Origin of the sequence: Posidoniimonas polymericola, from assembly GCF_007859935.1 — a bacterium.
Classification (GTDB): domain Bacteria; phylum Planctomycetota; class Planctomycetia; order Pirellulales; family Lacipirellulaceae; genus Posidoniimonas; species Posidoniimonas polymericola.
The window spans coordinates 52,060-73,462 of the sequence record NZ_SJPO01000012.1; the positions used below are offsets into that span (position 1 = coordinate 52,060).

19 protein-coding genes are annotated in these 21,403 nt (G+C 66.6%); 5 read left to right on the forward strand and 14 right to left on the reverse strand.

Annotation, left to right across the window (positions count from 1 at the left end):
• Positions 1-168 precede the first annotated feature (168 nt).
• The 3 genes from Pla123a_RS20690 to Pla123a_RS24800 all read right to left on the reverse strand — a co-directional run bounded on the left by Pla123a_RS20690 (position 169) and on the right by Pla123a_RS24800 (position 2,240).
• On the reverse strand, positions 169-366 hold the full coding sequence (locus Pla123a_RS20690; RefSeq protein WP_146563169.1) for a cold-shock protein: 198 nt from the start codon (positions 364-366) through the stop codon (positions 169-171).
• 683 nt (positions 367-1,049) lie between these two features.
• Entirely contained in the window at positions 1,050-1,289 is a 240-nt protein-coding gene (locus tag Pla123a_RS20695; protein ID WP_146590550.1) for a hypothetical protein, read from the reverse strand.
• A gap of 369 nt (positions 1,290-1,658) precedes the next feature.
• Complete coding sequence (locus Pla123a_RS24800) at positions 1,659-2,240, reverse strand: methylated-DNA--[protein]-cysteine S-methyltransferase (protein ID WP_197528160.1); 582 nt, start codon at positions 2,238-2,240, stop codon at positions 1,659-1,661.
• Between the two features lie 218 nt (positions 2,241-2,458).
• On the opposite strand from Pla123a_RS24800, the gene Pla123a_RS20705 reads away from it, so the two are divergent.
• Both Pla123a_RS20705 and Pla123a_RS20710 read left to right on the forward strand, forming a co-directional pair.
• Positions 2,459-3,202, forward strand: coding sequence for a hypothetical protein (locus tag Pla123a_RS20705; protein ID WP_146590552.1), 744 nt, complete (start codon positions 2,459-2,461; stop codon positions 3,200-3,202).
• A 161-nt stretch (positions 3,203-3,363) separates the two neighbouring features.
• Positions 3,364-3,999, forward strand: coding sequence for a hypothetical protein (locus tag Pla123a_RS20710; protein WP_146590554.1), 636 nt, complete (start codon positions 3,364-3,366; stop codon positions 3,997-3,999).
• A gap of 234 nt (positions 4,000-4,233) precedes the next feature.
• Here the strand turns inward: Pla123a_RS20710 and Pla123a_RS20715 are convergent, their stop codons facing one another.
• The 3 genes from Pla123a_RS20715 to Pla123a_RS20725 all read right to left on the reverse strand — a co-directional run bounded on the left by Pla123a_RS20715 (position 4,234) and on the right by Pla123a_RS20725 (position 9,461).
• On the reverse strand, positions 4,234-5,904 hold the full coding sequence (locus Pla123a_RS20715) for a sigma-70 family RNA polymerase sigma factor (RefSeq protein ID WP_146590556.1): 1,671 nt from the start codon (positions 5,902-5,904) through the stop codon (positions 4,234-4,236).
• Between the two features lie 110 nt (positions 5,905-6,014).
• Positions 6,015-8,108 (reverse strand): DNA primase, encoded by a 2,094-nt coding sequence (gene dnaG / locus Pla123a_RS20720; RefSeq protein WP_146590558.1) that lies wholly within the window; start codon positions 8,106-8,108, stop codon positions 6,015-6,017.
• A 141-nt stretch (positions 8,109-8,249) separates the two neighbouring features.
• Positions 8,250-9,461 (reverse strand): S1C family serine protease, encoded by a 1,212-nt coding sequence (locus tag Pla123a_RS20725; protein ID WP_146590560.1) that lies wholly within the window; start codon positions 9,459-9,461, stop codon positions 8,250-8,252.
• 283 nt (positions 9,462-9,744) lie between these two features.
• On the opposite strand from Pla123a_RS20725, the gene Pla123a_RS20730 reads away from it, so the two are divergent.
• Both Pla123a_RS20730 and aat read left to right on the forward strand, forming a co-directional pair.
• Positions 9,745-10,875: an ATP dependent DNA ligase gene (locus Pla123a_RS20730; protein ID WP_146590562.1), complete on the forward strand. Its 1,131-nt coding sequence runs from the start codon at positions 9,745-9,747 to the stop codon at positions 10,873-10,875.
• Between the two features lie 55 nt (positions 10,876-10,930).
• Entirely contained in the window at positions 10,931-11,632 is a 702-nt protein-coding gene (gene aat, locus Pla123a_RS20735) for a leucyl/phenylalanyl-tRNA--protein transferase (protein WP_146590564.1), read from the forward strand.
• Positions 11,633-11,810: 178 nt separating this feature from the next.
• On the opposite strand, the gene Pla123a_RS20740 is transcribed toward aat, so the two are convergent.
• The 4 genes from Pla123a_RS20740 to Pla123a_RS20755 form a co-directional block, all read right to left on the reverse strand.
• Entirely contained in the window at positions 11,811-12,764 is a 954-nt protein-coding gene (locus tag Pla123a_RS20740) for a CHAD domain-containing protein (RefSeq protein ID WP_146590566.1), read from the reverse strand.
• Positions 12,765-12,822: 58 nt separating this feature from the next.
• Entirely contained in the window at positions 12,823-13,752 is a 930-nt protein-coding gene (locus tag Pla123a_RS20745; protein WP_146590568.1) for a sugar phosphate isomerase/epimerase family protein, read from the reverse strand.
• Between the two features lie 12 nt (positions 13,753-13,764).
• Positions 13,765-14,925, reverse strand: a complete 1,161-nt coding sequence (locus Pla123a_RS20750; protein WP_146590570.1) for a trans-sulfuration enzyme family protein — start codon at positions 14,923-14,925, stop codon at positions 13,765-13,767.
• Between the two features lie 106 nt (positions 14,926-15,031).
• Entirely contained in the window at positions 15,032-15,724 is a 693-nt protein-coding gene (locus Pla123a_RS20755) for a methyltransferase family protein (protein WP_146590572.1), read from the reverse strand.
• A gap of 358 nt (positions 15,725-16,082) precedes the next feature.
• Between Pla123a_RS20755 and Pla123a_RS20760 the strand changes: the two genes are divergently transcribed.
• On the forward strand, positions 16,083-17,699 hold the full coding sequence (locus Pla123a_RS20760) for a DUF1570 domain-containing protein (RefSeq protein ID WP_146590574.1): 1,617 nt from the start codon (positions 16,083-16,085) through the stop codon (positions 17,697-17,699).
• Between the two features lie 59 nt (positions 17,700-17,758).
• Here the strand turns inward: Pla123a_RS20760 and trpS are convergent, their stop codons facing one another.
• From trpS to Pla123a_RS25070, 4 genes are all read right to left on the reverse strand, one after another.
• Positions 17,759-18,730: a tryptophan--tRNA ligase gene (trpS, locus tag Pla123a_RS20765; protein ID WP_146590576.1), complete on the reverse strand. Its 972-nt coding sequence runs from the start codon at positions 18,728-18,730 to the stop codon at positions 17,759-17,761.
• A 380-nt stretch (positions 18,731-19,110) separates the two neighbouring features.
• The gene (locus Pla123a_RS20770) at positions 19,111-20,052 is read right to left on the reverse strand and encodes a dihydroorotate dehydrogenase (RefSeq protein ID WP_146590578.1); all 942 of its coding nucleotides are present in this window, start codon (positions 20,050-20,052) and stop codon (positions 19,111-19,113) included.
• A gap of 137 nt (positions 20,053-20,189) precedes the next feature.
• Positions 20,190-20,408: a hypothetical protein gene (locus tag Pla123a_RS20775; RefSeq protein WP_146590580.1), complete on the reverse strand. Its 219-nt coding sequence runs from the start codon at positions 20,406-20,408 to the stop codon at positions 20,190-20,192.
• A 385-nt stretch (positions 20,409-20,793) separates the two neighbouring features.
• Positions 20,794-21,240, reverse strand: coding sequence for an HU family DNA-binding protein (locus Pla123a_RS25070; RefSeq protein ID WP_231956577.1), 447 nt, complete (start codon positions 21,238-21,240; stop codon positions 20,794-20,796).
• Positions 21,241-21,403 lie beyond the last annotated feature (163 nt).

Consider the following 21,403-nt stretch of genomic DNA (forward strand, 5'->3'; position numbering starts at 1 on the left):
GAAACCGACTCACTCATTGAGCCGCTGCTGCAACTCGCCTCACTAGTGGTCATCGGTCATTCGCTCCGAAGAACGATGTCCGACTGTCGAGGCAGTTCAAAAAAGAAAGCCGCCCGGCGGCCAAAGCGGCGCCGGGCGGCTTTGCGTTATCGTGGTTGATCTGGCTGTTTAGCCGATCACCTTGACGTTCTCAGCGCGAGGACCCTTCGGGCCCTGGCCTTCGGTGTATTCCACCGACTGCCCCTCGCGGAGGTCATCAAAGTTGGCGCCACTGACGGACGAGTGGTGGAAGAAAAGCTCCCCCCGATCGCCCTGAATGAAGCCAAAACCCTTTTCCGTCAACTTCTTAATCGTACCCTGCGACACGTCGCAACTCTCCTAGCACGCGCAATCAGAACTCGAAGCGAGCGAAGTCCAGACCGCCGTGCTGAACGACTGGACCCATCGGCGACGCCCTCACACGTGGGCGACTTTCACCGAGGAGAGCAAACTGGTCCAGCGCGGCTGGCAGGCCTAAACCTAGCAGTCGGAGCGGAGCAACATTCGGGGAGCGGCGGGGCAAAAACCAGCGCCGATCAGCGAAAGGTCGAATCGAAAAGAATTGCCACCGGGCCGAACGACCCGCATGCCCTGTTGGGGGCTAGCCCCGGTAGAGGCTGGCCCTAATAGGGATGGGGGTCGGAAAGGCGTCGGCCGGCGAAGCGTCTCGCGTCGGCTTTACTTCCTGAGCATTCACAAAGGTACGGCGCCCAGCAGGGGAAGTCAATGGTTGCTAGCCTGCCCGCCTGGCGAAAGCACAGAATCGAGTCGCAGGGCGTCGATTCTCGCCGCCAGACGCCTACCCAGGCCTCCCAAACCTCCCAACCGAACTCCCCGAATCCGAACCGCCAGACGGTGTTGCGGGCAATGCGGGGACGCAGTGCTCGAAGCCTCGATGCTGGCAGCCCCAGTTGCTGGCAGCCTCGATGGTGGCTGATCCGAGTGGTCTCTAGCCTCAGTGATCGTGAGCCAGAAACCGCAAGCCAGCAAAGCAACCCAGCAACGGTTAACTAGCGAACGGCCGGCGTGGCGTGGCGGCGGCCGTCGGCACGCATCGCCTCAAACCCAGAACGCGTCAGCGAGTAGCCGCCGGCCCGGCCTTCCGGCACGACCAGCTCTTTGTCTTCCAACTTGCTGAGTCCGTCGCGGTGTCGTTCGAGAGCCGGCCCCCAGAAGCAGAGCATCTTGTTCGGCGTCATGAGGAACTGACGGAACGTGGCGAGGGTCTTCTGCTCGGACGGGGATAGCATGCTGAAACCTTCTGCGGGGGGTGCGGGGCGGGACAACCGTTCGACTCAGGAAGCGCCGTTCGCTAACTCGGCGAGCCGGGATTGCATGCATCGCGTTGCACGCCAGCTGTACCGGGAAATACCAACAAACCAGCGAGAGCAAACAGCGCTGGCCGAGTACTGGCCCGGCACTGCATCCGGAAGACGGCTACGCGAGCCGTCCAGCGAAGGGTCGAGTCGAATAAGAGGCGCCGGCTCACGCGCCCGAGTAAGGCGTAGATCCCGGCGAAGCGATTCGCTTCGGCTTTACTTCCCAAGTACGCGTCAGACTACCAAATCTAGGGGAAATCGTCAAACGACCACCCCGCCGCCTGCTTCGGCAGACCGCGTTCAAGACATCCGAGCGCCTTCCATCTCGAGCAGTTGCCGCTTCATCGCCACGCCCTGCGGAGCCGAAAAACCGCCCAGCCGCCCCCCGGAGCCGAGCACCCGATGGCACGGCACCACCAGCGGAGTGCGGTTGCCAGACATCACCGAACCGACCGCCCGCGCGGCGCCCGGACGCCCCGCCCGCTTGGCGAGTTCGCCGTAGCTGAGCGTCGCGCCGTAGCCGATGGCCGAACAGAGCCGCGACACCCGCTGGCCAAACTCCGTCAAGTGGTCGCGGTCGACCGGAATCGATTCGAGCGCCACCGGCTCGCCGGCCGCGTACCGCTGCAGCTGATCCATCCACCCCCGCACCTCACCGGGCGGATCGGACTGTAGGCGCGTGTCATTTGGCCCGAGGGCCCGGCGTGCGTCGGACGAACGCCGATGCCCGAAGGCCAGCCGCTCGAGCCGCCAATGGGGACTTCCACCCGGCGTGTTTGCCCAGGTGTCGTGCGGGTCGTCGGAGAGCGAAGCCGACAGCGCCAGCCAGCCTAGATCTGTCGAGAAGCAGGCCGTGCACGTGGCAATCGTCACGATCGGCATGGGGACCTCCTGTCGGGTGGGACGCGGTCCGTGCAAACGGCGTGCGCGGGCTTTGACACCCCCAGATTGCCGATCGTATACTTGCCCCAGGGCGGTTGGCAACCTGCGCAAACTGGTTCTGACCAGGCAATGAAGCCCCCTCCCTGGCGCCTTCTGTGGTCCGCCGGGCCCGCCAAAGAATGGACACCGCACCCCGCAGCGAAAGAGGTACTAGCGGCATGAACCCGTATGCTTCGCTAGCCGATGACTTCTACGTCAACATGAACCTCAACACGGAAATGGAGCTTTCCAACAGCCGTGAGACGCTGCTGCACTTCGCCGAGCAGATGCAGCGCAAGTACCCGGAGATGCGGAACTTCTACGGTCGGGACAAGGGCGACTTCATCCTCGAGGGCGACAAGGACAGCGGCGCCTACCGGTGGTGCTCGCTCGAGCCCCGCCGCGTCGCCTCCGGCCAGGTGAACCCCGACAACATCCAGACCGCCGTCGATCAGCACCTGCACGCTCTGGAGCTGGCCCCGTACGTGCTGTCGGTCAGCGGGTTGGACTGCGAGGCGCTCGACTTCCTGATGGGCTTCGACTTCAACTACCGCGGCAACCACAACGCGCTGGTGGCCGAGGCGATCGGCGTGCCGCCCGGCTTCGCCAAGGCGACCCAGATGCCGGGCGCGTCGTTCATCAACTTCGAGCCGAACCTGACGTTCGCCGTCGACGAGGACTGCCGCGTGCAGTGCCGGCTGAGCGTCGAGAACCGCACCACGCCGTACCACATCCGCACCGGCGAGTTCCAGGAAGATCAGCTCAGCGTGTACGTCACGGCCCGGCGGTACGGCAGCCTCGACCCCGGCATGACCTTTGTCGACGCGATGACCGAACTCCGCAAGCTCTGCCTCGAGGTGGTCGACGACTACGTCGCCGGCGAGGTGCTCGAGCCGCTGGCGCGGGCGATCGCGATGGAGTAGTCACCGTCATCTGCAACGCGGCTGCGTGCTAGCCCATGGCGCCAGCCCTGGGACTGCGTCCGCGACAATTCAGCGAACAGCTCAAACGACCAGCCAACCCCTTAGCTGACCGCGCAGTCTATCGGCTCAAGCCATCCGACCGTCATCGCCAACGATCCCGCATGCAACGCTTCTCGCTTCGCACCGCGCTGCTTGGCTTCCTAGCGCTCTCGCTGATCTCCGCCTCTGCGGTGTCTTGGCGCCGCGCGCAGAACGTTCTCGACATGAGCCACGGCCAAGCCGGCGAGTGCCCGGTCCACCACCGGGCAATGTCGAAGGAGCTAGTCGGGCTCACTTACGGCATGCGGCTCGATGAGCCGATCGATTACGCCCGCAGGCTGCAATTCCCGCACGCCAACGAACCGTACGATACCGGGGCGTGCCTGGGCTCGCGGCAACAGTGGGCCCGCGTCTGGGTCTGCCCTGATTGCACGGCCGAGCGCGAGCTGTGGATCGACCAGCAGCACGTGATCGACGTCACCGCCAACGCGCCGAACGTCTGCCCGCTGCACGGAGAGCCAATGCAGAAGCAGCTCGTGGAACTGATGGCGGGTCTGATCCCGCCCGGCCCGATCGACGCCGCACGGCCGACCGAGTTCCCCCACGCGGACGAGCCGTACCACGCCCGCCGCTGCGACCCGCCCCCACAGGAGCACGCCCGGGTGTATGTCTGCCGGCAGTGCACCGCGGCCTACCAAGCCTGGTGGGCCAAGGCTGAGGCCGAGCAAGCCGGCGCCTCTCAGCCGACTCTCGACTAGGCGGCTGGTGGCTGGTGACTGGAGTTCAGCCTTCGGGCTGCTTGTGGAACGTATACGGCACGCTCAAGCGTCAACTCCAACGACTGCGCACTGCCCACGCAGCGACGGAATAGCCCATGGCGCCAGCCCTGGGACCGCACACAAAAAAGCCCTGCAGGGGATCCCCTGCAGGGCTTGAATCGTTACTCGTATGGCTAGTCCCACGGCTGGCGCCGTGGGCTGCTCAGCGGTTCACTAAGCCGCCGCCTCCAGCGGGTCGAAGCCCTCAACCATCGCGACGCCCTCGGGGACGAAGCTGTTGAGCATCTGGCTGCGGACCGGGTTCTGCAGCTTGCTGACCGCCTTGGCCTCGATCTGGCGGACCCGCTCGCGGGTCACCTTGAAGATGCGGCCCACTTCCTCCAGCGTGTAGCTGTAGCCGTCGGCCAGGCCGTAGCGGAGGCGGATAATCTCCCGCTCGCGGAAGGTGAGCGTCTTGAGCAATTCCTCGATCCGCTCACGCAGCAAGCCGTTGTTGGCCAGCTTCCAGGGGTTCTCGACCGCGTTGTCCTCGACGAACTCGCCGAAGCTGCAGTCGTCGCCGTCGCCGACCGGGCGGTCGAGGCTGACCGGGTGGCGGCCGATGTCCAGCACGCGTTCGGTCTCCTCCAGCGGGATGCCGGCGGCCAGGGCGGTCTCCTCGGTGGTCGGCTCGCGGCCCATCTCCTGCTGCAGCTTCTTGGCCGTGTTGCGGAGCTTGGTCAGCACGTCGATCATGTGCACAGGAATACGAATTGTGCGGGCCTGGTCGGCGATCGCCCGGGTGATCGCCTGGCGGATCCACCACGTTGCGTAGGTGCTGAACTTGAAGCCGCGGCGGTACTCGTACTTGTCAACCGCCCGCATCAAGCCGGTGTTGCCCTCCTGGATGAGGTCGAGGAACGACAGGCCGCGGTTGCGGTACTTCTTGGCGATTGACACCACCAGCCGCAGGTTGCCGCTGGAGAGCTGACGCTTGGCGCCCTCGAAGTCGGAGAACTGGCGGCGCAGCTGGCTGGCCCGCTTGCGGAGGCTCGACGGGCTCTCGAGGGTGCGGCGCATGAGCTGCAGGAGCTCGGCGCGGACGCTGGCGATCTTGTCGGCGGGGGCGCCGGTCGCCTTGAGCTCGCGGAGCTCGGCGGTGACGGCGTCCATCCGCTTGGCGTACTCTTCGAGCTCGGCGATCAGCGGCGTGACCCGGCGGCTGCGGAGGCTCAGCTCCTCAACCAGGATCAGCATCTTCTCTCGGCGCCGCAGGTAGCGGGTGCGGGCGTCGGCCTTCACCTCGGCGCTCTGACGGTGGTCGACCATCGCCGCGAAGTCACGCCGCTGCGCGTCCATCAGCGTGCGGAGGGTCGCCAGGTTCTGCGGCATGCGGGCCGAGATCTGATCCTTGGTCAGACGCTCGGTGAGCGACACCTTGATCGTGCGGTCGAACGGCAGCTCGCCGGAGTGGACCTTCTCGAGCGTCTTGACGGTGGCCTCGAGGGCGTAGAACGAGCGGAGCAGGTTGCGGCGGAACCGCTTGCGGGTCAGCTCGATCTTCTTCGCCAGGCCGATCTCCTCGTCACGCGACAGCAGCGGGATCTCCGCCATCTGGGACAGGTACATGCGGATCGGGTCGCTGTTGCCGCTAGGGAGCATGTCCTGCAGCAGGTGCGAGCGGTCGCCGCGGTCGTTCGAGGGGCGTTCCTCCGCCAGCTCGGCGGGGCGGCACTCGTCGTAGAGCTCGACCCCGAGTCCGTCGAGGGCGTTGAGCAGGGCTTCGATCTTCTCCACGCCCTCGGTCTCGTCGGGCAGGTAGGGGAAGACCTGTTGGTAGGAGAGCTGGCCGGTGCTCTTGGCCAGGTCGATCAGTTCGCGCAGCGTGGTATCGGCTTGGGTCATATCGCTTCGACTCCTCTCGCACATCCTGTGCGTCTAAGTGAGGTGACGTTTCACGCGGTGGTCGCGCGCCGCTCGGGTCACGGCGCGCCCGCGTGATCCGGCCAGACCCCCTACCCTTCCGTGGGCAAGGACCCCGTCTGCCGGTTCTTTTCGCTCTTGAGGTTCTCGAAGAACCTAATCAACTCCTCGTCCTTCTGGTTTTCGCTAAGGCTTGACTCGAGCTGAGCGGCTTTGTGTTTTGCGCGTTGCAGCGCGTCTTGTTTCTGCTGCTCTCTGTCAATTGCATCGGATAGCCGCCGGAGCTTGTCGCCGGCGCTCTTGGCCTGGGCGTCGTCGTCGATGGCGACTAGGGCGCTCTTGAGCCGCTCGTTGGGCAGGGCGTCGAGCACCCAGTGGAGGCTGACCTGGCCCTCGACCTCCAACGCGTCGCGGCACGCCAGGAACAACGCCTGGCCGGTCGACGACTCGATCGAGTCGAGCGGGATCGACTCCGAGATGCGGCGGGCGCAGTCGTTGTCGAGCAGCATCAGCTCCAGCAGCTCGCGGTCGTTGGCGGTAAGCTTGGCCGGCAGGTTCGAGGTCGGCTCGACGGCGTCCGCGGAGCCTCGCTCCACGCTGTCGAACGACGCGGCGTCGAGGTCGGGCTCGCCGAGGGCGTCGCCGGGGAAGTGCTCCTCGGCGTTCTCGTAGGCCGAGTCCATCAACGCGGCGTTTGGGTCGGAGTCCGCGGCGGGGCGGGCCGGCTTCGGGGCGGCCGCCCGCGAAGCGTTGGGCCGCGGCTTGGACGGTTGCGGATTCGTTGGTTGGGGCGCCTGGCGGACCAACGGCTTGCTCGCCCGCTCCTGACGCAGCGCGACCAGCCGGGCCTGCAGGTGCTCCTGCGGCAGGCGGAGCCGACCCGACAGGGCGCTCAGCAGCGACTGCTCGCGGAGCATCGCGGCGGTGTTCGCCATGCCGGTCGGAACCTTGGCCAGCGTGGCCAGGACATCCTCGGCGGCGCGCGTCGCGGCGTGCGTGTTGTGGAGAGTAACCAATCCGTTGGTCGCTGTATTGAGTTTGTGTTGCAGGGCGTCCGGGGCGTTGGCGAGCAACTTCCGGAAGGCCTCGACGCCGCACCCATCCTTGGGTCCTTCCTTAGGCGTAGCAATAAAATCACATGGATCGAGGTTTTCAGGCAAGGTCAGAATCCGCAGATCGACCTGATTTGTCACAAAGAGTTCGAGCACCTCGCTAGCACGCCGCTGCCCGGCGGCGTCGCCGTCGAGCACCAGCGCGACGCTATCAGTGAACCGCTGGATGAGCTTGAGGTGGGTCTCGCCGAGGGCCGTGCCGCAGCACGCCACGACGTTCGTCAGGCCGTTTTGGTGGGCCATCACGACGTCCGTGTAGCCCTCCATCACCGTCAGGAAGCCCTCCTTCTGCACGGCGTCCCGGGCGATGTGCAGGGCGTACAGCTGGTTGCTCTTGGAGTAGAGCGGGGTCTCGGGTGAGTTGACGTACTTGCCGCCGGCGTTCTCTGCTAGCTGCGGCAGGATCCGCCCGCCGAAGGCGATCGGCCGCGACTGCAGGTCGTGGATCGGGAACATCACGCGGCCGCGGAAGAAGTCGTAAGCGCCGCTCTTGTTCTCGCGCTCGCGGACCAGGCCGACCCGCGCCAGCACCGCCTGCGAGAAGCCGTGGGCGGTGGCCTTGTTCTTCAGCCAGTCCCAGCTGTCGGGGGCGAAGCCGATGCGGTGCCGTTCGATGCTGTCGGCGTCGATGCCGCGGCCGGCCAGGTAGTCGCGGGCCGGCGCCGCCTCGGGGCTCTCGACCAGGCAGCGGTAGAACATCTGCTCGGCGTACGCCATCGCGGCGAACAGGGTCTTCTTGTCGCCCGGTCCGCCCGGCTGGGCCGCCTTGCCGCGGGCCGGGGCCAGGCTGACGCCGACGCGGTCGGCCAGCAGCTCGAGCGCCTCGCGGAAGCCAATGCCGTCCCGCTTCATGACGAAGCTGAAGACGTCGCCGCCGATATCGCAGACCCAGCACCGCCAGCTCTGCCGCTCCTGGTTGATGGTCAGGCTCGGCTTGGTGTCGTCGTGCCAGGGGCAGCGGCAAACGTAGTTGCGACCCTGCCGGCGGAGCTCGTACGACTCGCCCACCACGTCGACAATGTCGACCTGCTGGCGGACTACCTCCTTGGCGTCGAGTGGGCTGGCGTTGCTCATCCGTGAACGAGAGTCTCGGGCCCGGCGTGGTGCGTCGGTGCGTGGGCCGGTTAATGGGGCCGGTTAGTGGCGCGACCGATTCGAAGAACTCGGCCCGTCCGGACGGATCGGGCGCGGCCGCCGCGTCAGTGTAACGCCGCGTCAGTCGAGCTTGGTAGGCGCCTCGTCGGCGTACGGCTTCAAGCCGACCTCGACGTCCATGCTCTTCTCGACGACCTGGCCCTGCTCGACCCGCTTGACCAGCACCGTGGCGGTCGAGCCGATCTGGGTATTGGCGATCGTGCGGCTGAGCATCGTGGGGTTGGTCGCCTCGTGGTTGTTCCAGCGGAGGATAACGTCGAACCGCTGGATGCCGGCCAGGCCGGCCGGGCCGTCGGCCACAACGTCGGCGATCAGCACGCCCTGGCCCTGCTCGAGCTCGAGCTTGCGGCGGACGCGTTCGGGCACGGCGCTCGGCTGCACGCCGAGGTAGCCGCGTTCGATATAGCCCTTGTCGCGGAGCTGCTCGTACTTCTCCCGCGCGATTGCCGACGGGATGGCGAAGCTCACGCCCTGGTAGGTCTCGCCGAGGATCGCCGTGTTGATCCCCACGACGCGGCCCTCGAGGTCGACCAGCGGCCCGCCGCTGTTGCCCGGGTTCACGGCGACGTCCGTCTGCAGGTACTCCTGGTAGACGCTGGCCGTACGGATGCCGTTCTGGCTGCTGCGGTGCTTCGCGCTGACGATGCCGAAGGTGATGCTGCGGCTGAGGCCGAACGGGCTGCCCATCGCCCAGACCATGTCGCCGAGCTCCATGAGGTCGCTGTCGCCCCAGCTGGCGGCAATCAGGTTCTCGGCGTTGACCTTAAGCACGGCGAGGTCGGTCGCGCGGTCGTAGCCGATCACCGCGGCGTCGAGGTCGCGGCCGTCGTCAAGCTGCACCCGCAGCCCCTTGGCGTCCTCGACGACGTGGAAGTTGGTCAGGATGAATCCTGCCTCGTCCATGATCACGCCCGAGCCCTGGCCGTCGGTGCCGCGGAAGTGGGGCCGGTAGATATTGACCACCGACGGGCCGACCTTCTTGGCGACCATCCGCGAGGCGAGGGCAAAGTCCTGCAGCCGGGGGCGGAGGTCGCCGAGGATCTCGCCCGCGGCGTCGTGCTCGGCCTTGAGGGTGTTGTAGCGGGCCGTGTACCAGAACTGCCCCGCCAGGTACGGCCCGGCCGCCACGGCGCACAGCACCGCGAACACGAGCGTCAGCCGCCAGATGCGGTTGGCGAAGGCGTACGGGTCGGGGTCGCGCAGCTGCAGGTTCGGCTTGTCGAACATCTGCCGCTCCGACTCGGCGAGCGGCTCATCGATGGCGGAGGGCAACGCTACCTCCTCAGATGGCGGGTGAGACATCGGCGTCGAAGTTCTTGTTCGTTCGTCTGCGGCGAATACGCCATCCGGAAAAGCGAGCGATTTTCATTATAGCGGACGCGGGCCGCGTGGTCAGCAAATCGACGCAGCAGAAAAAACCCTGCCCGTACAGCCGCTCCAATCCGCGCCACCCTCTCCACATTTCGCAGATCCCCGCTGCGCCCGCACAAATGGAAGCTAGGGTTGTGGAGGTTCCACGCCCCCCGATCGTTCTGCGACCAAGGACTACACGACCATGTCGGACACGCTCGACAGTTTGCCCGGATTCGACGGGGGCGACACCCAATTTGCGGAGGAGCCCACCGGCCCTGTCTGCGAAAAGTGCGAATGCGCCCTGCCGGATGGCAAGCTCTCGGCCTGCCCGTCTTGCGGCTGGTACGCGTCGCTCGGGATCCACGTCGACATCGCCCCCGAATGGGAGCAGGCGTGCTCCGGGCAGCCAACCAGCGGCCCGAGCAAGAGCCACGCGGAGGTCTGGGCGACCCTGGTCCCCAAGTGGGGCTGGCTCCTGATCGGCACGACGCTAGCCGTCGCGGCACTTAGCCTCGGCGTGCGGCTCTACACGGTCGAGGACCCGGCGCTCCGCACCGTGTGGGCGGTCTGCCAGCTGCTGATCGGCGCCAGCCTGTTCGCCGCGTGCCACCTGCTGGCGTTCTTCATGGCCGCCTCGTCCGACACCGACATGGGCGTCATGGACCTGGTAGTGAGCCCGCTAAAGGGCTGGATGAAGACCTTCGTCAAGCTCCCCGAGCGGTTCTGGGTTGTTAATTCGGCCAACATCACACTCAGCGCGACGCTGTTTGCGATGCTGATCATCGGCGGAATCCCCTACGACGCGGTCTGGAACTGGGGCTTCAAGGCCCCGGCCAAGAAAAACCTGCTCGGCGCGATCGCCGAAAAGGCCGGCGGCAACGGCGACATGGACATGGAAGATGCGCTCAACTCGTTCGCCGACGACGCCGCGGTTAGCGGCGCCCCGCTGCCAGGCGGCGGCAAGTCGGGCGTCCCCTCGGGGATCCCCGAACGCCAAGCCATCGACGCCCTGGTTATCGGCTACGAGCTGGCCCAAGACAGCTCGATCGACCGCCTGCTGCTGGCTACTGAGTACAACGGCAGGCTCTACTACGCCGGCCGGGTGTACCCGCAGTTTACCGAGGAGGAAGCCAAAGAGTTGCCGATGAAGTTCGCCCAGGCGAAGGCCCCTCGCCCGTTTGTGACGGTGCCCGGCTCGGCGACCTGGCTTGAGCCAAAGTTCACCTGCCGGGTGACCTACTCCCGCCGGGTCGAATCCGGGATGCTGCAGGGCATCATTTGGGAAGAGATGCTCGGCGAGGTCAAGCAGTCGTGGCTGACCCCGACCAAGTAGGCGGCCCGGCCCAAACCGCTTGCATGCCGGCGCTGGTCGCAGCTACGCTCGTGGGATGAATCCGGCCCGCTCCAGCATCTTTCCCCCGCCCAGCGAGGCCAGTCCCGAAGGGCTGGTGGCGATTGGTGGACGGCTCGACCCGGAGTGGCTGCTAGACGCCTACCGACACGGCATCTTCCCGTGGCCCGACGACGACCACTCGCCGCTCTTGTGGTGGTCGCCCGACCCCCGCGCGGTGATCGAGCTCGACGGCCTGCACGTCTCGCGGCGGCTGCGGCGGCGCCTCCGCTCGGGCCGGTTCCGGGTGACGCTCAACCAGGCGTTCGACAGGGTGATGCAGGGCTGCGCTTCGGCCCCCGACCGCCGTGGCGGGACCTGGATCACGACGCACATGAAGGTCGCCTACGGTCGCATGCACGAGTTGGGCCACGCGCACAGCGTCGAGGTGTGGCGCGATAACCAACTAGTCGGCGGGGTCTACGGCGTCTCGATCGGGGGGGCCTTCGCCGCCGAGTCGATGTTCCACCTCGAGACCGACGCCTCAAAGGTGGCGCTCGCCAGCCTGGTCGCGCACCTCGCCGCCCGGGGGCACGGGCTGCTCGACATCCAGCAGTGGACCGAGCACACCGGCAGCATGGGCGCCGTAGAGATCAGCCGCGGCGAGTTCGTCGACCGCCTGGCCGCCGCCATCGCCAGGCCGGTCACCATGGGCTCCCAGCTAGATGGCGACCCGGCGGCCCTGGCCTCGCCCAGTTAGGCTGCGGGATTACGCTGCAGGCTTAGAGCACTTTCCGAGTTGGCGTTCCGCTCGGGCTTGGCCTCTCGCACCGCTGCTTTGTCGGCCTGCATCGACGGGTAGCCACCGGCCTGCTTCGGCCTGGGCGCATCGGGGCGAGGAGCCTGCGCGGGACCGGAACGCCAACACGGAAAATGCTCTAGGCGTCGGGTTCGGGCATCGGAGCAGTTTCGGGGGTGGAGTCGTCGGCCGGCTCTTGCCCTAGCAGACCAGCCAGCTTTGCTGCCCGCTTGGGGCGCCACCACTTGTGGAACGCGGCAATCGCCTCGCTTTGGCACTGCTCCTCATACTGGATCAAGTCATTGATTCCGGCCCGTTCATTGGCGCGCGATTGCTCGATCACGTCCCGCAGCCGCACGATCCAGGTCGCGTGGTCATTGATCGCCCCCAACCGGTCCTGCGCCTTCTTGAGCTGCGAGTAGGCCGCCTTGCTCGATTCCATGCCGATACCCGCCGCCAACACCTCGAGCGCGTACCGCAGCCGTTTCGCGGCGATTCGGAACGCGTGCAGCTCCTCGACCGGTGCGCCAGCGGCCGGCGCGGACTTGCCAAACCGGTCGGCCTCGCGCCGCAGTCGCTCGGCGGCCCAATCGGCGAACGACCGCTCCGACAGCCGCCTGGCCTGCTTGTGGTCGGCCGGCAGACGCGCCACGAGCTTGGCCGCCTGGCGGCGTACCTGTTCGCCACCGTCGAGCTTGACGAACGCCCGCACGATATCGCTTTGGGCCTCCTCGCGGAGCGCATAAAGCCGGCCCTGCAGCCCGGGCAACAGGTTTTCTTGCTCGAGCCGGATGAGGAAAACATCGAGGTCGCGGGCGGGCCCGGCCGCCCGCCGCGAAATCCTGGCCGACCAGCTAAGCCTGTCTGCCCGCCGCTCGGGCAGGACCTTCTGAAACGTCTTGAGCACGGCGGCCGTCCTCCGCGAAGCAACGCGGAGCTGATGGACGTGCTCTCGGTCCTGATCAACGCCGGCGGCCGCCAACTCCAAACGCGACGCCATCTCGCTCGACCGGGTCCCAATTGCGATCCGGGCGGCGTCGGCCACGGTCGCGTCGGCTGGCAGGCCGGTTAGCCACTTGTCGAACGCGGCCATGAATCAGCCAGGGAGTCGTGGGATCGGGCAGGAAAGAGCACAAAGCCCCTATTCTACTTCAGCTGCCCAGTTGAGTCTCCCCTAACAGCGGGCGGAGGCAGTTTTGCCCCATTCTTAGCCCCTCCAGACGCTGTTCTAGCGGTCCCTCGTAGTCGTGGTCCTCGCATTCGACGCACAAGGCCCCGTGGAATCCGGCGGCCCGCAAGGCGGCGACAAACGCCCGCCAGTCGATTTCCCCCCGCCCCGGGATCTTGGCGGCACTCCGCTGCATCGGCGGGGCCAGCGAGCCTACTTGGTTCAGCCGCTCGCGATCGATCTGCATGTCCTTGGCGTGGGCGTGGAAGATGCGGTCGGCGAACTCCGCGATCGGCCCGATCGGGTCCATCAGCTGCATCACCATGTGCGACGGGTCGTAATTCAGCCCGAAACTGGCCGACGGGATCACGTCGAACATCCTCCGCCAGACCGCGGGCGAGTGCGCCAGGTTGACGCCGAACGGCCAGGTGTTGCGGTTGAGCACCGGGCAGTTCTCGATGCCGATCCGCACGCCGCGGTCCTCGGCGTGCCGCACGATGTCGGGCCAGACCTTGGCAAACAGCCGCAGGTTGTCGTCCATCGACAGCAAGTGATTGGCGCCGACAAACGAGTTGATCGTCGACTGCCGCAGCAGCGGCGCGGCGTCGATCAGCGTGTGCAGGTGCGCGACGGCCGCCTCGGCCTGCTCGCGGTCCGCTGACAGCGGCACCGAATAGAACCCCAGCGCCGAGATCGCCACGCCGTGCTGCGCGCAGCGCGCCAGGATGTCGTCGGCCCGGGCCTGCGTCAACGCCGTGAGGTCGAGGTGCGTCACGCTGCCGAACTTCTTGTCCGGACCGTCGGGCTGCCAGCACATTACTTCGACGCAGTCGAAGCCCTCGCGCGCGGCGGTCGCCAGCACGTCGTCGAAGTTGAGGTCGTTGAGAATCGCGGAAACGAAACCGAGCTGCATGGCCGTGCCTAGTTAGACCGACGCCGCGGCGTCGAATGCCTGCTGCAGATCGGCCCGCAGGTCGTCGAAGTCCTCGAGCCCGACGCTCAGCCGGATCAGCCCGTCGGTGATGCCGTGCTTTGCGCGGTCGGCCGCGTCGTAGCTGGCGTGCGACATGCTGGCCGGCTGCTCGATCAGCGACTCGACCCCGCCGAGGCTGACCGCAAGCTGAAACAGCTTCGTGGCGCCAACAAACCGTTTGGCCGCCTCGTAGCCCGCCTTGAGCTCGAGCGACAGCATGCCGCCGAAGCCCCCTTGCATCTGACGCTTGGCGATCGCGTGCCCCGGGTGGCTCGGCAGGCCCGCGTACAGCACGCGCTCGACCCCCGGCAGCGGGTCGAGCCACTCGGCCAGACGCATCGCGGTGCGGCTCTGCTCGAGCACCCGCAGCTCCATGGTCTTAATGCCGCGTGAGACCAGGAAGCAGTCCATCGGACCGAGGACCGCGCCGGTAGCGTTCTGAAGGAAGTAGAGCTGGTCGTAGAGCTCCTTGGTCGAGACCGCCAGCAGGCCGCCCAGCACATCGCCGTGGCCGCCGTAGTACTTGGTGGCGGAGTGCATCACGATATCGACGCCCTGCTCCAGCGGGCGGCACAGCACCGGGGTGGCGAACGTGTTGTCGCAGCCCATCAGCGCGCCGTGCCGATGCGCAACCTCGGCGATCGCCGCGTAGTCGCAGATGCTCATCCGGGGGTTGCCTGGCGACTCGACCCAGACCAGCTTGGTGCTGGGCCGCAGCTCGGCGGCGAAGGCGGTCGGGTCCGTGGCGTCGGCCAGCGAGATCTCGACGCCGGCGCGGTTCATCACCTTGTGGAACAGCCGGTAGGCGCCGCCGTAGATGTCGCTGCCGGCCAGCACGTGGTCGCCCGACTTCAGCAGGCCGGTGACGCAGTGGATGGCGGCCATGCCGCTGGCGAACGCGAGCGCGCCCCCGTCGCCGCAGCCCTCGAGCGAGGCGGCGGTCGTCTCCAGAGCGGTCCGCGTCGGGTTGCCGCTCCGCGAGTAGTCGTACTCGCCCCAATCGCCTGCGCCCGGCTGGACGAAGGTGGAGGTAAAGTACACCGGCGGGGTCACGGCCCCGGTCTGCGGGTCCTTCTCTTGACCGTGGTGGATGGCGCGGGTGCGGAACTTCATGCTGGTCGGTTCGGTGGGACACGAGGACGCCGTCGGCTGCGGCAAACCAACCATTACCACCGACAGCAGCCGGCGAGTCAACCTGCCCCGGCCGCGAATGAGTCGGCTACCACAGGCCGGGCGCCATCCGCCAGCGGACGAGCTTTGCGTACCGAGAAAACCCGGCCAGTTCGGCGGTCAGCACCCGGTCCTCGAACCCAGACCGGCGGGCGTAGACCAGCACAAACGCCACGGCCGGGATGAGCGACCAGTAGGACCCCAACGCGAAACCGCTCGCGATCGCCCCGATGCTCAACCCAAGGTACGAGGGGTGGCGGACCAGGCGGTACGGCCCGGCGGTGACGACGCGGTGCTTGCGCTCGCGCTGCACGCGGACAATCGGCGAGAAGAACGGGTTGAGCACCATCGCCCAAGCGGCAAACGCGAACCCGCCGGTCATGACAACCAGGCCCGCAACGCGGATCTCCGGCGGGCATTCGCCCGACCAGTGGAAGCGACCGACGTCCAACAACGCGACTACAAAGTGGAGGGTCAACAGCAGGCCGCCGCCGACGAACGTGAGCTTGTCGCTGACCGGCACGCCCGGCCGCAAGAGTTCTTTCAGCACGCTCGGGTGCCGCCGACGCAGGTAGCGGTCGAAGAGCGTGAACGCGAGCATCACGGTCAAGTACGGCGTCAGGAACGCCAGCTCCTCAGAGCGGGCCACCATCGCGACGAGCCCGGCCGCGATCACGCACTGCACAAGCGAACCGATTCCGTGAAACCGCGTGTCGCTAGTCATCGGCTGAGGGTCGTGCATGGCGACATCTCCTGCGCCGTGGTGAAGCCGTCCATGGGTTGAGTGGGGCGTCTGGCGTCCTGTGCCTGCGCTAATCGTTCTAATCTTGCTTCGGGTAGCCGTGGACGGGTGCTGAACCAAGCGGCAGCCGAACAGCCAGTTTGGGCCACCGGGGCGGTCAGAAGTTTGGCCTGTAACGGTTGCGCACGCGCCGGCTGGTCGGCGGCCGCTAAAGTCCTCCGGTCCCGCCAGGTCGGCCACCGCTTTGAGTCGGAAACTTGTCGACCTCCGCGGGCGTGTCCTCTACACTGAGGGCGGGTAGCCGCGGCCCGTCGCCCCGCTCTTCTCGCCGTCCCATTCCGCCGAACGAGACCGCCCGATGCGTTTCGCTTTGCTGTTCTTGCTGCTCCTGCTGACCATCGGGTCCTCACTCTCCGCGACGCCCGCGGCCGCGCAGCGCGCGTCGGCCGAGCGTGCCCGGCAGGAGATGGAGGAGCGCCGCAAGCGGTTCGAGGAAATGCGCGAGCGGCTCGAGAACCTCCCGGACGACCCCGAGGAGGCCCGCCAGGCGCTCGAAGACGCCAGCCGCGAGATGCAGGACCTCGGCCAGGGACTCGAGGCGGCCGGCGAGGAGGGCCTCGAGGAGAGCCACGAGGTGTCGCCCGCCCAGGGAGTGGTGGAGCGGAAGCTGGCCGGGCTGCTCGACGTCAAATCGACGCCCGCCCAAGCCGCCACGACCTACGTCCGCGACGCCGGCGGCAAGACCGTCATCGCCAAGGTCGCGTGCGAGCTGGGCGACAAGCGGATGATCATCCTGCCCGACGGCCGCGCCGACTTCGTCAGCCGCTCCGCCACCCGCCCCTGCGACCAGCCGTTCAAGTCCAACACCCGCGCCCAGATCGAGCAGAAGATGCGGGCCAACGGCTTCGCCGACTTCAAGTTCGTGCACGACGGCTACTACCTGTACGCCTACAACTGCTCGGAGGGCTTCTACCACCACACGCACTCGATCCTCAACACGATGCTGGCGGGCGTGGTCGAGCAGCTCCGCGAGTGGGGTCTCAAGGTCCACCGCCCCGAGACGCCGCTCGTCGTGGTGATCTTCCCCGACCGCCGCTCGTTCGACAGGCACGACCCGATGCCCGAGGAGGTCGCCGCCTACTACAGCGGTCTCAGCAATTGGGTGCACCTGTACGAGGACACGCAGCTGTGGAACTCGGCACCGGAGTTCGCGATGAAGCAGTTCGCCTACACGGTCGCCCACGAGGGGATCCACCAGGTGCTGCACAACACGGGCATCCAGCGGCGGCTGTCGAAGTGGCCCGCCTGGGTGAGCGAGGGCCTGCCGGAGTACTTCAGCCCGCTGAGCGTCAGCAGCAAGGTGGTGCGGCAGGGCAAGAGTGAGATGCCCGAGCGTGTGCTCCGCTGGCAGGGCCCCGGGCGGATGAACGACATCCGCATGTGGGAGCTAACGGGGGGCGACACCGGCGGCAGTGGGCGGCTGATCAGCGAGGCGGTCAGCTACCAGAACCTCACCTCGTACGGCTACGCCATCAGCTGGGGCCTGACGCACTACCTGGCGGAGCGCAAGACCGACGCCTTCGCCGCCTACCTGCGGGAGCTCAGCAAGACCCAGCCGCTGCAGGGCGACTTCAAGTCCCGCAGCGGCCCCGACCCGCTGTTCGTCAAGCACTTCGGCGAGGACTTCGAGGAGGTCGAGCTCGACGTCAAGCGGCACCTCACCAGCTCGAGCATGCAGCGGCAGTACAAGGACCCGATTGAGAACCAGACCTACTACGTCATCAAGCGGATCTACAAGAAGCAGCGGACGTTCTTCACAACGGTCGTGCTGACCCGCTCGCCCGAGGCGGCCCGCCGCTGGCGGGACAAGGAGGCCAAGCGGATGGACCAGGTTGGCGAGGAGGCCGCCTTCTACACCATCATTTGCGACAACGCCGACGAGGCGCGGTACCAGATCGCGAAACTGTCGCGGTAGCGAGCAGCAGATTGCGCGGTCCCACCCCTGGCGGGGTGGGCTGGGGCAAAGAGGGAAGACTACGAGCGGTACAGTCCGGCGGCTGCTTGGGCTCGCTCGAGCACGCCGGCCGCTTTGGCCCGCGCCTTCTTGGCGCCGGCGGCCAGCACGTCTTTAACGTAGTCCGGCTTGGCGGCCAGCCCGGCCCGCTTCTCGCGGACCTCGGCCCAGTAGTTCTCGGCCGCCTCGGCTAGGGCCTTCTTGATATCGCCGTAGCCAAAGCCGCCGCGGCGGTACAGCGCGGCGATCTCGTCGACCTGCTCCTGAGGCGCGACCAGCTTCAATAGGTCGTACAGGACGTCGCCGTCGGGCTCCTTGGCCTCGTCCATTGGGCGGCTGTCGGTCTGGATCCGCATGATCTGCTTGCGCTGACGCTTGGCGTCGTCGAACACGGCCAGGGTGTTGCCGTAGCTCTTGGACATCTTCTCGCCGTCGATCCCCGGCACGCGGGCCGACTGGTCGAGCACCTTGCCCTTGGGCATGGTGAAGGTCTCGCCGAAGTGGTGGTTGAAGCTGCCGGCGATGTCGCGGCAAACCTCGATGTGCTGCAGCTGGTCCTCGCCCACCGGCACGACGTCGGCGTCGTAGGCCAGGATGTCGGCCGCCTGCAGCACCGGGTAGGTGAACAGCCCCGCGTCGGCCTTCAGGCCCTTGGCGAGCTTGTCCTTGTAGCTGACGCAGCGTTCCAACAGGCCCATTGGCGTGCCGGTCATCAGCAGCCAGCAGAGCTCGCTCACTTCCGGCACGTCCGACTGCACGAACAGCACCGCCTTGTCCGGGTTCAGCCCCAGGGCCAGCAGGTCGATCGCCCCGTCGAGCGTGTACTGCTGCAGCAATTCCTTGTCACGCACCGTGGTCAGCGCGTGCAGGTTGGCAATGAAGTAGTACGCCTCGTCCGCCACGTCCTGCAGCTCAATGTACTGCGAGATCGCGCCGAAGTAGTTGCCCCAGTGGAACGGGCCGGTGGGTTGGATGCCTGAGAGGACACGCATGGTTGAATACTTCTTCGTTTTCAGCAGAGATTAGAGGTGCGATGCTGTCTCGCATACCTGGTTCAGCTGTCGCCCCTTAAGAGTCTGACCAGAAACGAAAGCATGTCTCGTGTAAGTTTCGATCGAATCGCACGCCGTCTTCATCGACAACGTACACAAGGCCGTGGTCAGCCAGCGCAGAACTACCGTCGAGTGTCACCAGAACGCCGTGAAAGATGCCGCGAAGTTCGTCATGGACGACCGATCGGACTTCCGAATTGCTAGTAGACTCTAGCCGTCTACACCGTCGTTCGGCAGTCGCGATAACCCCCTTCGCGAGATCATCAACAAACAAATCTTGCATCGGGCTAGCGGACATCGATCGCTCCAATGAAATGCCTCTAATTCCCGTTCGCGACTTTCAACGTGCCGACGACTTGCGTAACGCTCGCAGCTCCCAGCTCCTCTAGCGCCCCCGGCAGCGCGTCCAGCGCCTCCATGCTCGCGGTCGGCCGGTAAAAGTTCACCGTGCCGAGCTGCACCGCGCTGGCGCCGGCGACCAGGAACTCCATGACGTCGTCGATGTTCTGGATGCCGCCGATGCCGACAATCGGGGTCTGGGTCGCCTGGGCGGCCTGGTAGACGCACCGCAGGGCGATCGGCTTGATGGCCGGGCCCGACAGGCCGCCGACGCCGTTGCCCAGGATGGGCTTCTGCTTCCGCCAGTCGACCACCATGCCGAGCACGGTGTTGATCAGCGAGAGGGCGTCGGCGCCGCCCGCCTCGGCCGCTTTGGCCATCACGGCGATGCTCGTGACGTTGGGAGTCAGCTTGGCGAGGATCGGCAGGTCGCACGCCGCGCGGCAGGCGGCCACCAGCCGCTCGCACATCTGCGGATCGACGCCGAAGTCGACGCCGTGCGACACGTTCGGGCACGAAATATTGAGCTCGATCGCCGCCGGGCCCTCGACCTCACCCAGCCGGCTGCACATCGCGACGAACTCGTCGTGCGTGCGGCCGGCGACGCTGACGATGATCGGCGCGCCGGTCGACCGCAGGTACGGCAGGTGCCCGCCGATGAACGCCTCAAGGCCGTCGTTGTCGAGGCCGATGGCGTTGAGCATCCCGCCCGAGGTCTCGACCGTACGCCACGGCGCGTTGCCCTGGCGGGGCTCGTGCGTGATGGTCTTCGGCACGATCCCGCCCAGCCGCGCGAGGTCGACGAAGGCCTCCATCTCGCGGGCGTAGCCGAAAGTGCCGGAGGCGACCAGCACGGGATTGGGCAGCCGCAAGCGGCCGAGCGATACCTCTAGCGAGGCCGCGGTAGCGGAATCTGCAAGCATGCGCGCAGCGTGGGGTAACAGGCGGCGGTAGGTTCAGCCAGCCATGCTATCGGGCCACGCCTGCGCGAACAATCCGCGCAGCTGCTCCCGGGGCGCAGCCCTGACTTTCACCGCTGGTTGCTAGCCGCCCGCCTGGATCAGATCACCAGGCCGTTGGTGCGGTACGGCTTCATGTGGCTCGGCTGGTCCAAGAACCAGATGCGTTCCCACTCGTCCAGGAACGTACGCAGGTCCTCAGACGTGTAGATCAGCTGCTGGGCACGGCGGGCCGGGTCGGCCGAGTAGATCGGCAGAAGGCATCCCGTGCTGCTAGCCAAACCGCAAGCCGCAACGACAATCAATATCCACTTACGCATTGCTGCTGCGCTCCTCCGTGAGTGTCCACCCGCAGGCATCGGCCTGCTGGTGGCGCGGAATTCAGCCGGTCCCACCGGCTGCTGCTGACGCCCGCAGTGCGGGCGCGTCGTCAAAAATGCTTGGCTCCCGGTGGTTTACGCCGAGAGCGGTCGTTTGTGTGTGCGAGTAGGGGGCGCCCCGCTGGTGGGCGTGTGGGCGGGCACCAGCGACCGGGCCGGGGACGATAGCGGTCCCCGCGGGTGGTGTCCAGCTGAGTTGCCGAGCGGGCGGCTGCCGGCGCGACCGTGCGCCTGGCTGGCGGATGCGTGTGAGAGGGTTGGCGCCAGCGCCACTCGGATCAGAACGAAGAGATCGGTGACGAGATCGAGCTTTCAGGCCGGCGGGCTAGCTGCCCGAGCCAAAGCCGGGCGACTGGTCGTAACCGCTTGCGCCAGGCGGGTTTGAGGAGCCGTCCTGCGGATGGGATCCGTTGCTGCTGGGGGGAGCGTTCATTGCAGCCTCGCGAGCCGCCTCTTCGGCGTCCCGGCGGGCCTGCTCCTCAGCGGCGCGGCGTTCGAGTTCTCGAACCCGCTCCTCCATCTCTTTGCCTGGCTTGAAAGTGACCACGAACTTCTCGGGCACCGAGACCTTTTCGCCAGTCCGCGGGTTGCGGGCCTTGCGTGCGGCCCGCTTCTTGACCTCGAAGACCCCAAAATTGCGAAGCTCAATCCGATGATCTTCGACCAGCGTTTCGACGATAGCGTCGAACGTCTTCTGGACGATCTCCTTCGTCTTGAGCTGGGTCAGACCGATCTCCTCGGAGATGGTTTTGACGATCTCTTTTTTAGTCATAGCCGACTCCTGGAGAAAGGCGGCGAAAAGCCGAATCAGCCCTCTCGAAACAGGACTCCCTTAATGACCCAAGTGTAAGTCTGGCAAGCATTAGTGTCAACATCGAGCAACGCCGCGAAGCCTGTTGGGCGGGCGATTTAGCCGTTCCCAAAGCAATGCGACG